General features: G+C 54.8%; 11 protein-coding genes. 7 read left to right on the forward strand and 4 right to left on the reverse strand.

Going from position 1 to position 10,301, the window contains the following annotated elements:
* Positions 1–10 precede the first annotated feature (10 nt).
* Positions 11–907 carry a cytochrome c biogenesis protein CcdA gene (locus HOJ95_14710; GenBank protein ID MBT6395949.1) on the forward strand — a complete coding sequence of 299 codons (897 nt, stop codon included), beginning with the start codon at positions 11–13 and terminating at the stop codon, positions 905–907.
* Between the two features lie 7 nt (positions 908–914).
* Here the strand turns inward: HOJ95_14710 and HOJ95_14715 are convergent, their stop codons facing one another.
* From HOJ95_14715 to HOJ95_14730, 4 genes are read right to left on the reverse strand one after another with little or no spacing between them, the layout of a single operon-like run.
* On the reverse strand, positions 915–1,202 hold the full coding sequence (locus HOJ95_14715) for an acylphosphatase (protein MBT6395950.1): 288 nt from the start codon (positions 1,200–1,202) through the stop codon (positions 915–917).
* A gap of 17 nt (positions 1,203–1,219) precedes the next feature.
* Entirely contained in the window at positions 1,220–1,960 is a 741-nt protein-coding gene (gene pyrF / locus HOJ95_14720) for an orotidine-5'-phosphate decarboxylase (protein MBT6395951.1), read from the reverse strand.
* Entirely contained in the window at positions 1,957–2,733 is a 777-nt protein-coding gene (tatC, locus tag HOJ95_14725) for a twin-arginine translocase subunit TatC (protein MBT6395952.1), read from the reverse strand. Before tatC ends, pyrF begins: the two co-directional genes overlap by 4 nt.
* Positions 2,730–3,071 carry a twin-arginine translocase TatA/TatE family subunit gene (locus HOJ95_14730; protein ID MBT6395953.1) on the reverse strand — a complete coding sequence of 114 codons (342 nt, stop codon included), beginning with the start codon at positions 3,069–3,071 and terminating at the stop codon, positions 2,730–2,732. The genes tatC and HOJ95_14730 overlap by 4 nt, the downstream gene beginning before the upstream one ends.
* A 338-nt stretch (positions 3,072–3,409) precedes the next feature.
* Between HOJ95_14730 and HOJ95_14735 the strand changes: the two genes are divergently transcribed.
* From HOJ95_14735 to HOJ95_14760, 6 genes are all read left to right on the forward strand, one after another.
* On the forward strand, positions 3,410–5,287 hold the full coding sequence (locus HOJ95_14735) for a hypothetical protein (GenBank protein ID MBT6395954.1): 1,878 nt from the start codon (positions 3,410–3,412) through the stop codon (positions 5,285–5,287).
* A 338-nt stretch (positions 5,288–5,625) separates the two neighbouring features.
* Positions 5,626–6,966 carry a phenylacetate--CoA ligase gene (locus tag HOJ95_14740; protein ID MBT6395955.1) on the forward strand — a complete coding sequence of 447 codons (1,341 nt, stop codon included), beginning with the start codon at positions 5,626–5,628 and terminating at the stop codon, positions 6,964–6,966.
* An 11-nt stretch (positions 6,967–6,977) separates the two neighbouring features.
* Positions 6,978–8,138 (forward strand): thiolase domain-containing protein, encoded by a 1,161-nt coding sequence (locus tag HOJ95_14745; protein ID MBT6395956.1) that lies wholly within the window; start codon positions 6,978–6,980, stop codon positions 8,136–8,138.
* On the forward strand, positions 8,135–8,473 hold the full coding sequence (locus tag HOJ95_14750; protein ID MBT6395957.1) for a hypothetical protein: 339 nt from the start codon (positions 8,135–8,137) through the stop codon (positions 8,471–8,473). The genes HOJ95_14745 and HOJ95_14750 overlap by 4 nt, the downstream gene beginning before the upstream one ends.
* Positions 8,466–9,863, forward strand: coding sequence for a hypothetical protein (locus HOJ95_14755; GenBank protein MBT6395958.1), 1,398 nt, complete (start codon positions 8,466–8,468; stop codon positions 9,861–9,863). Before HOJ95_14750 ends, HOJ95_14755 begins: the two co-directional genes overlap by 8 nt.
* 5 nt (positions 9,864–9,868) lie before the next feature.
* Positions 9,869–10,301: NTP transferase domain-containing protein (locus HOJ95_14760; GenBank protein ID MBT6395959.1), on the forward strand; the 433-nt coding region annotated here is incomplete at its 3' end.

Raw genomic sequence — 10,301 nt, forward strand, 5'->3', positions numbered from 1 at the left:
GAGGTGGTTTATGCCAGGCGATAGTGTATCTTTTGGATTGGCGTTCATGGCGGGGATGTTGAGTTTCGTCTCTCCTTGTGTTTTACCACTCTTTCCAAGCTATATTTCCTACCTCACGGGACTCTCCTACGAAGAGATTAAAGACGGCGGGGAGACGCGTGGCGTCCGGCAATTGATTCTCATCAATTCACTTTTCTTTATTCTCGGCTTCTCTGCCGTATTCGTCGCCCTGGGTGCGAGCATTTCCTATTTGGGGAATTTGCTGTTCTCCTACCAGGATGGCATCCGGATCGGCGGCGGGATTTTCATCACCATGTTCGGCCTCTATATCGGAGACCGCGCCCTGGATTTTAGACTTCAGTTGGCGTTGAAAAAATTACCCCCCGCCCTTGCAGCGGCAGTGGCGGTTGTGCTGCTCCTGGCAGGCTTGTTAGGAATCCTCAAAGAGTCGCCAACGCTTGGTGGCGTGTTGATGGCCCTTGGCCTTTATGCGGCGGCGGCGGTGTTCTTTCCGGCGCTATCGCAAGAAAAGCGAATTACCCTCAACAGCAAGCCTGCAGGATGGGCGGGTAGTTTCGTGGTCGGTGTAACCTTCGCGGCGGGCTGGACACCTTGTGTGGGGCCGATCCTGGGGAGCATTCTTCTGTACGCCGGAACCAAAGAGACAACGGGCCAGGGCATTACTCTTCTGGCGGCCTATTCGGCTGGCCTGGGCGTGCCATTTCTTCTCAGTGGCCTTGGGGTGAGCTATTTCTTCAACTTCTACCAGTCTTTCAAAAAGTATTTCCGGGCCGTGGAACTTGGGAGTAGCGTCATGCTCTTGGCGGTAGGAATTCTAATTATATCGAACTACCTGAGTGTTCTTTCCGCATATCTGATTTTCTGGACTGGCTATACCGGAGTCTAGGCAGCGATTATCTCACATCGAACGAGGAAAACTCGCCCGAGGCCACACTTCGTTGCGCTTTAATTTCAGAGACGCAGGCCATGGGTGGCCCATTTCCGCACCATCTTTCCAAATTCTCTAGTGCTGGCGAGGGACCTTCCGCTACCAATTCAACAGCGCCGTCCGGGCGGTTCGAAACCCACCCCACTAAATTGAGACTCTCGGCATGCGTCTGTGTGCTGGCACGATAGAAGACCCCCTGCACACGTCCCCGAATGATGAGATGAAGGCGCTCCTTGTCCTCATGCATTGTCATTGGAGATATTGGCCGCGTTATCGCTCGTTCAGCCCTTGACCAATGGCCTGGGCAAATACATGAGCGGCTCCCTTCGGGTCCTCTGCGTCCCGGATGGGCCTGCCGATGACGAGGAGATCGGCGCCGTCGCGAACGGCAGTCTGGGGTGTTTCGGCTCGCGCATGATCGTCGTGGCCTCCTGAGGCAAGACGAACACCGGGCGTCACGATTAGGATGTCCCCTCCCAACTCCCGGCGAAGGGACGCAACCTCGCGCGGAGAGGCGACAAGGCCGTCGATCCCGGCTTCCCGGGCCAATCCTCCAGCCCGGAGCACTTGTTCCTCGACGGCGCGCTCCATCCCGATGGCCGAGAGTGCCGCTGCGTCCAGACTCGTCAATACCGTTACCGCGAGCACTACAGGCGGGCTCTGACACCTATCCCGTCCCCTTGCGCATGCTTCGAGCATCGCCGGGCCGCCCGAGGCGTGGACGGTCAAGAGCGAGACGCCTAAAGCCCCCGCAACCTCAACTGCCCTCTCGGCCGTGGCCGGAATATCGTGATATTTTAAATCCAGAAAAATTCCAGCCCCGCGCACCAGAACGGCCTCGACTGCTCGCGGCCCCTCGCTCGTGAAAAGCTCCATCCCGATTTTGAACCAGCTGACGCTTCCATCAAGCGAATCGACAAGGCCCAGCGCCTCATCGAGAGTGGGCAAATCCAACGCACAGATAATGCGCTCCTCCGGGGCAAGTGTTCCGCGCGGGTTGGGGGCGCTCAATCTTCCTCCTCCTCTTCTTCATCCTCGTCATCATCATCCCAGTCGTACCCTTTTTCCGCCTTCTCCTTCTTGCGGCGGAAAATTACTTTTGAAGCAGCGATACTGATCTCGAATAATATGATGAGCGGGAAGGCCATTAGTATCTGAGTGATGACATCAGGGGGCGTAAGGGCCGCCGAGAGTACGAACGAGCCGACATAGATGTAGCTGCGGTTCGAGGTCAGAGTGGTAGGCGTGACTATGCCAGCTTGAACCAGGATTATAATTACGAGGGGCACCTCGAACACAATGCCAAATACCAGTATAAGTTTGAAAACAAAAGAGATATAGAATCCGATGGCAATCTGGGCCTGGATGGTCTCGGTGGCAAATCCCATGAGAAACGACAGGCCGTAGGGGAGGATTAAAAAATAGCAGAATAAAGCGCCAATCATGAATAGAAGCGATGAGCAGACAACGAAAACGATGGCATATTTTTTTTCACGGGAAATTAGCCCGGGCGCGCAGAATTTCCATATATGAAGAAGTGAGACTGGTAGCCCTATGAATATGGCGGCGTATATCGAGACTTTAAGGTGTGCGAAAAACGCTTCGGTCGGGGAGAGGAAAATAAGATTTTGCCCGGCGATGGGTCGTTGAATCAAGGTGAGTAATTCGGCCGAGAAGAAATAAGCGACGAGGAATATCCCGAAGATGGTTCCCAGGATGATGAGAATACGATAGCGCAGCTCGGTCAGGTGCCCCGTTAGGGGCATGGAGACTTCATCGCTCACGTCGACTTTGTCCTCTCGCCGGTTGGAGCGTCGCCTGGTCCCTCAGAGTCTTTTTGGGGTTCGGGAGAATCGGTTGTCTCAGGCCGGGGGCCCGGATCGATGCGGTTCGAGTCTTTTTCTTCTTCCTTTTTTGTAACTGATTTTTCGGTTTCGGTTGGTTCCAGGTCGTAGTCGGTCTCGAGATTGATCGTGTCCTGAAAATCGGAGGTCGCACGTTTAAAATCGCGCAGGGCCTTTCCTAGGGTTTTGGCGATTTCGGGCATGCGTTTTGGCCCGATCACGACAAGCGCGACGACGAAGATGATAAGGAGTTCTGGGATGCCTATGCTTCCAAACAATTTTTTATACCTCGGGGTCAAGAGGATATAACCTCCATGGGTTATACCAAATCACGGGAGAGGGGTGAATTGCGCCGAACTCCCACGAGGGGTTTTATGGCGGGGGAGAGCGATATTTCGGCTTGAAATACCCTTTATTAGTGGATTTTTGGGGCAACTGGTTATTTCTGTCGAGTAGGCTCTTGGAAACAATGTTTCAGGTGAAAATTGAAATTTTACGGCCCCTGCCGATTTTTGAGGATTATCACTGATCCTTTGAACGCTTGGATTGATTCTGCTAGGATGAATCTAGGTGGTACTGCCCTATTTAACCTAGTCCGTCGGTTACGTTTCCTTTCATGAGAGACACCATTCATCGGGCGAATAAGCAAGAGGGAAATCCCGTTTCCTATTCCGATATCGCAGGTAAAATACTGAATATTGATAGTTTAGAAGAGAAGGCTGCCGAAGCCATTCTCGCGCCCCTGCTTGAGTCCAATGGCTCCGAGAAAGGTGCCAAGGAGGCCCTCAAGGCGGCCAAGGAGCGCTTGAAGGCGAATGGCGCTGGTATGGCGAAGAATTTTTTGCCGGACACTACCTTCTCCGTTGTTGATATAGAGACCACAGGCGGTCGTGCACCCCAGCACAGAGTCACAGAGCTGGCTGCCGTAAAACTCCAGGACGGCGAGATCGTAGATGAGTACCATCAGCTGGTTAATCCGGGCCGAGAGATACCCTGGAGTGTTGTGCGTCTGACAGGGATTACCGATGCCATGCTCGTCGATCAGCCTGAGCTGACCGAGGTGCTCCCCTCGTTTCTTGATTTTCTGGGTGATTCGGTTTTTATCGCCCACTGCGCTAATTTCGATTTTCATTTTATTCGTTATTTTGCGAGAGAATATTTAAGCCGGGATTTTTCATCCGATGTTCTGTGTACGTTCAAACTTGCGCAACGTCTCTTGCCCAAAGCTGGCCGCTATAATCTTGGAGACCTTTCTACTTTTCTGGTTCTAGATGATTCGGCCAATGACCGCCATCGGGCGCTCGGGGATGCAAGAACGACGGCGGATATATTTTTCCGCTTTATGAATCTTCTCCAATTTCTCGATCTCAAAACCCTTGAGGATGTAATTGAATATCAGGATGCCTCGGGGAAGGAGCCTCCATCTCTTGCCGAGGGAATTTCCATCGATCCTGTAACGCTTGATGACTTGCCCCCCGAGCGGGGCGTATACCGTTTGCTGAATGACAAGAGTGAAACAGTGTTTTCCGGCAAGGCGACGGACATACAACGGGCGGTCCGGGATATTTTTTATCCCAAAAATCGCTCGGCAACCAAGCTTGTCCAAAAGTTGCGAACTGTTCGAAAGGTTGAGGCCCACAGGATTGAGAGCGAACTGGGCATGTCCATTCAGGCAATTCGACTCAGGCGAAAATCCAAGGGAATGAATGGTGCGGGGCAGGTGTCGGGAACGGGGTTCCTCAAGCTTAGCCTTGGAAGCGAATATCCTCGGGCCTATGCCGTGAACCATTTGTCGATAGATGGTGCTGTCCACTATGGTCCGTTTAGAAAGCAGGCCCAGCTTCGCGATATGCTGGGTGCGATAAATGGTGTATTTCCCCTCAAGCGCGTTCAACGCTCAAGCGGTGGCGAGGCCGAGGCCGATCCTGGGCCAGATGTCCCCGCGGCACTCTATAAAAAGCTGGTTGAGCGCCTACAGAGGCTGCTTGAGGGCCGTATGCGGAAAACCAGCGAGGAGAGCCTTTTAAAACTCCTTGAGGAGGCCTGGGCCAAGAAAGGGCCTAGCCCCAGTCAGTTGAAGCGGAATCTAGGCCGTTTGCGGCACCTGGCTCAAAATCATTCGCTCTCGGGGCCATCCGTTGAGAACAGGAACATTCTTATTATTGAGCCGGGCGAATCGATGCAAAAACGTATTTGTTATTTCATCCACGACGGTATCCTCGTGGACGAATTGGATTTTGATCGCAATGCGCCGCCTGTCGAGGAGCTAGCTGCCCGTATTCAGGCAGTGTTTTTCGGTGAAGCTTCGCATGCAAAGATTCCCGGAAAAGAAGAGCTTGAGGAAGCGGCCGTTATCGCCGGGTGGCTTCGGCGTGAGTTGATCGAGGGTTTTGTGATGAATCTTTCCAAAGAGGTCGATATCGGGGAAGTCCTAGAGTCACTTCTACAGGCCCTGGCTGATCCAAGGGCTGCTGGTACCTGTATATCTGCCTGAATAATTTTCGGTTATTTTTTATGTGACCCAGAACACTCTCCTGACCTTCAAATCTATTGCACATGATATATCAGCTATGCTAGCGTACCTCCATCCTTATCAGAGATAGATCAGAATAATTTTTATCGATCTCCCTGTGGAATTGATTGCCTGGAAATTGGTTTTTCAGTTTTCGTTTTGTTTGGCTTGGAGGCGAGCCAAACCTGGCGCGGGTGAGAATCATGTTTATTTTTTATACGAACCTGAATCCACATTTATTAAGATTTATTTAGCACTTGTTCATCCGGCTATTCGCCGGGTCGGCAGGTGTTTTGTTGTTTCCAAAAGGCCGCCCCCTGATGAGTGAAATTCCGAAAGGCGATTTCTGGGACGAGAAGATCGAGCGAATGGGGCGCGATGAACTCGCTTCTCTTCAGCTTGAGCGCCTCAAGTGGCAGGTTCGGCGATGCTACGAGGAGTCCCCATTTTATCGCGAACGTCTCGATGCGGCGGGAGTGGGCTCGGATGGTATTCACACCCTCTCTGATATCGAGAAAATCCCTACCGTCACCAAGCAAGAACTCCGCGATGAGCAAAAAGCGCACCCGCCCTTCGGGCGCTATACCGTTGCGCCTCCTGATTCTTGGGGAGAATTACACCCATCCACGGGCACAACCGGCGTGCCGGTAGGTACTATATGGAGCCGAAAAGACGTCGAAAATATAGCTGATTTCACCGCGAGGACGATGTGGAGCTTCGGGGTGCGGCCTGGGGATATCGTCCAAAACGCTTTTAGCTACGGTCTTTGGGTCGCGGGGATGAGCGTCCACTATGCGACTCAAAAAATCGGTTGTTTTGTCATTCCCATTGGCGCAACGCAGACCGAGCGCCAGATATTCTATATGGACACCATCGGCTCGACAGTGATTCTCAGCACCCCGAGTTTCGGGCTTTATATCGGGGAAAAACTCCGTGAGAGCGGAATGGAATCGGCTGCCGAGAATCTTAAAATTGGCGCATTTGGGGGAGAGGCGGGTGCCCAGAATCCCTCTACCCGCTCGCGCATCGAGGGCGCGCTCGGAATCGATGCCTATGATTATTTTGGGCTTGGCGAGATTGGACCAACCTTCGCGAGCGAGTCGGTGGCGAAGTCGGGTCTCATCTGGGCCGAGGATCACCACATTATCGAGGTTCTCGACGAGGACACGAAAAAGCCCGTGCCCGAAGGGGAGGTGGGGATTCTCGTCATTACCCACCTTACTCGCGAGGCGACCCCGATGCTCCGTTATTGGACGAACGACTATGCGCGTGTCGAGAACTCGCCCAGTTCTTGTGGCCGAACCCACCTTCGCTCGCCGGGCGGAATTTTAGGTCGCCATGACGACCTCATAATTTACCGAGGAGCGAAGTTTTACCCGATTCAGGTCGAGGATATTGTCCGTAGCTTCCCTGAGCTTAGTAACGAGTTTCGCGTTGAGATGCATTCCGATGAGGCAACGGGTCGGGATCGCTGTGTTGTCGTCGCCGAGGCGTTGTCTGGCAATTCACAGGATAGTTTGCTCGGTAGCTTGCGGGAGAAGCTAAGGGGCACGCTCCAGGTGACACCCGAGATTGAGTTGCTTGCGCCGGGCTCGTTTGAGCGTACGACTTTTAAGGCCCAGCGCTTTGTTGATCACCGGAAAACGGTTAAAGAGGCTTAGATCTCTCTATTATGAGAAGCGTATCTATCATCGGAATCGGCATCACCGACTTCGGGGCTCTTCCCGAGGGAATTGTGAGCCTGGGTGCAGAGGCTTGCTGCGCTGCCCTGGCGGATGGTGGTATCTCCCCCGAGCGGGTCGATGCTTTTTTTCTGGGTAATTTCGCCGGACAGGCGTTTACAGGACAAAGTCACCTTGCCCCGATGATTGCGCATGCCGCCGGGTTGGGCCCGGTGCCTTGTACGCGTTTAGAGGGCGCATGTGCCTCGGGAGGGCTGGCGATGCGGCAAGGGGTGCAGGCAGTAGCTTCGGGGGCGGCTGATATGGTTCTCGTTGCCGGCGCTGAAAAGATGTCCTCTACGAGCACGACAAAGACAGCCGAGGTTCTGGCTGCTGCCGGAGACTGGGTGACAGAGGGCGCAAGAGGCGCTACCTTTCCGGCGCTATTTGCCTTGATGGCGAAAAGGCATATGCACGAGTTCAGTACGACGCGTGAGGACTTGGCCGGTGTGTCTGTGAAAAATCATTCACACGGGATGCTAAACCCAAAGGCTCATTTTCGAAAAGAGATTACCGTGCAAGAAGTGCTAGAGGCGCGGCCAGTGGCGGATCCGCTCGGCATGCTCGACTGCTCTCCAATAAGCGATGGCGCAGCGGCAGTGGTTTTGTGTCCAGACGAGATGGTTGCTGATCTCCATGCGACGCCAGTCAGTGTCTTGGCCTCTGCGCAGGCATCGGGGCCGCCCGCGCTCTCGGCGAGTCGGGACATTACCCGACTCCGGGCCACTGTTCGTGCGGCTGAGGAAGCATTCCGGGTAGCCAGTCTTCAGCCTGAGGATATAGATTTGGCCGAGGTGCATGATTGCTTCTCTATAGCCGAAATTATTGCGCTTGAGGATATTGGATTTTATCCCAAGGGTGAGGGTGGTCGTGCTGCGCGTGAGGGGGAAACTGCTCTGGGCGGTGCCATGCCGGTGAACACAAGCGGGGGCCTCAAGGCGAAAGGGCACCCGGTAGGTGCGACAGGCGTTGCACAAATATGCGAGATAGCCCTACAGCTTCGCGGTGAGGCGGGTGCCCGCCAGGTGCCGGGCGCTGAGTTCGGGTTGGCTCACAATCTGGGTGGCTCGGGAGCGACATGCGCTGTGCATATTCTGCGGGCGTGCGCATGATGGCTGAAGGCATGTCCATTCATATCTGTGAGCACTGCGACCGAATTCATTTCGATGGCGTGGGTAGTTGTGGTGTTTGTGGCTCGGAATTAACGGAAAAAGCAATCTCAGGTCGAGGTAGCGTGTACAGCTTCACGGAGGTCCACATTGCGCCTGGGGGGATGGACGCCCCCTACCTGCTCGCGATGATAGAGCTTGAAGGGGCCGGTCGACTGCTTGCCCGCCTTGAGGGAGTAGACTTGGTGGCAGTTGATGCTTCAGTTATTTTTGATGGAATATCACGCCTTGGCCCTTATTTTAGGTTAGAGCGTGTTACGGAGAAATCCCATGGTTGAGCGAAAAAAAAGTTCTGCCTCACTCGGCCGACTGCTGTTTATCGGGCCTCTTTCGGGCGCGCGGGAAAAACTTCTTGAAGACCTCAGGGCGCTTGGCATGCATGCCGAGAGCGCTCCTACTCTCGATGCGGCGGGAGCACGACTTGCGCAATGCGACTTCGTTCTTGCTGCCGTATCGAATGAGGGTCATATATCCAAGCTCAAAGGTGTTCGCGAGGCAGGAAAAACGATGGGTTTGGTCCTTCGCCCCGAGGATAAGGCGCTGGCCTCGATTGGGCTCAAGGCGGGTGCCCGCGTGGTGCTGGTCGATGATGTTCATCCCGATGAAGTGGTGCAATTTGTTCACTCTCTCACCGAGGAGGGGATACTCCGTCGTGAAGTGCGTTGGCTGCGTACTGAATTCCGTGAAAGCGGGCCCAGGGGCGGTGTCCCAGGCTCAAGTGCACCGGCTGAGCGGCTCAACAGGGCCATTAAGCGTGCAGGAAAGAGATATCGTGTTGTGCTTGCCCGTGGTGAGAAAGGCTCGAATTTTCTCCAGCTGGCCCGGGCGGCGCACCATCAATATCCTGGTCTGCGGCATCCGCTTTTACACTGGGAGGCTTCCCAGCGGCCCGCCGCCGCGCTTGGCAAGGCACTGACCCGTCTTGAGCAGGGCAAGGGAGATGAGGGTGAGCTTCTTCGCCTGGGGGGCTCGCTGTTTATCGAGGATGCCCAGTTGATGTCTCCTGCGCTCCAAAAACGCCTGGCCGAAATCACTTGCTCCGATGGGATCAGCCCGGAATTTCGCCTGATTCTTGGCCAGACACAGGACCCCGAGCGCCTTTTTGAAGATGATTTTTTCCCGCGCCTTGAGAAAGACAGAAAAGCCCTTGTCGTTCGTATCCCGCCCCTCCGGGAGAGGCGAAAGGATATCCCTGAGCTGGCGGACGCCATTCTCGGAGAGTTGGCCAGCCGTGTGGGCGGCGAGCGCCGGGCGCTAACGCCCGCAGCCGAGGAATATCTGACCTCGGAGAGTTGGTGGGGCAATGAGAACCAGCTAGAGCTTTACCTATGGCGTGCCTATTTGTTGACGGATGGCCGCTCCATTTCGGTGGACGATCTGAAGCCCTCAAAGGAGGTGCGCAAGGTGAGTGACATCGAGGAATTCTTCCGGGAGCGTCTGGCCTCGGTGGTGTCTTGCCTGCGCGATGGTCAGGACAGCGATTTTTACTCCCACACGATTAGAAGCGTCGAGAAGCCCTTGCTTGAACTCGTGCTCCATGAAAGTGGCGGTAATCAGCTCAAGGCTGCCCGCCTTCTAGGGATGAACCGAAACACCCTACGGCGCAGGTTGAGTGAGCTTGGCCTGGTTCGGCGTGTGCCGGGTAGATCGCGCTCCAGGGAAAGGTAGGCCGGATGCCCGAAGAATCTCGCCCTCTCGCCGCCATCATTCTTGCGGCGGGCAAGGGATCGCGAATGAAATCGCCAATCGCGAAAGTTCTTCACCTCCTTGCCAATGAGCCTCTTATTAAACACGTGGTCAGGTTGGCGCGAGGTGCCGGTGCCCAACCTATCTCGCTCGTCGTTGGGCATCAGGCTGACAGCGTTCGAGAGGTGTTCTCTGGTGGCGATTCGGATCTGCTTTTTGCCCATCAGGCCGAGCAGCTGGGAACGGGGCACGCAGCCTCGATCGGCCTGTCGGTTCTTGAAAAAAGATCGGGCGATGTATTACTTCTCTGCGGGGATGTGCCGCTCCTTCGTCCCGAAACGCTCGAGGATTTGATTCGCCGCCACCGAGAGGCGGGCGCAGCCGTAACGATTTTATCGGCGGTGGTTGATGACCCGTCCG

It is taken from the genome of Nitrospinaceae bacterium (genome assembly GCA_018669005.1).
In the GTDB taxonomy this organism is placed as follows: domain Bacteria; phylum UBA8248; class UBA8248; order UBA8248; family UBA8248; genus UBA8248.

What these genes read in the sequence shown, in the direction of transcription:
- HOJ95_14715 (MBT6395950.1), bottom strand. Translation starts at nt 1,202, where the DNA reads ATGACAATGCATGAGGACAAGGAGCGCCTTCATCTCATCATTCGGGGA.
- HOJ95_14750 (MBT6395957.1), top strand. Translation starts at nt 8,135, where the DNA reads ATGATGGCTGAAGGCATGTCCATTCATATCTGTGAGCACTGCGACCGA.
- HOJ95_14735 (MBT6395954.1), top strand. Translation starts at nt 3,410, where the DNA reads ATGAGAGACACCATTCATCGGGCGAATAAGCAAGAGGGAAATCCCGTT.
- HOJ95_14745 (MBT6395956.1), top strand. Translation starts at nt 6,978, where the DNA reads ATGAGAAGCGTATCTATCATCGGAATCGGCATCACCGACTTCGGGGCT.
- HOJ95_14710 (MBT6395949.1), top strand. Translation starts at nt 11, where the DNA reads ATGCCAGGCGATAGTGTATCTTTTGGATTGGCGTTCATGGCGGGGATG.
- HOJ95_14755 (MBT6395958.1), top strand. Translation starts at nt 8,466, where the DNA reads ATGGTTGAGCGAAAAAAAAGTTCTGCCTCACTCGGCCGACTGCTGTTT.
- HOJ95_14740 (MBT6395955.1), top strand. Translation starts at nt 5,626, where the DNA reads ATGAGTGAAATTCCGAAAGGCGATTTCTGGGACGAGAAGATCGAGCGA.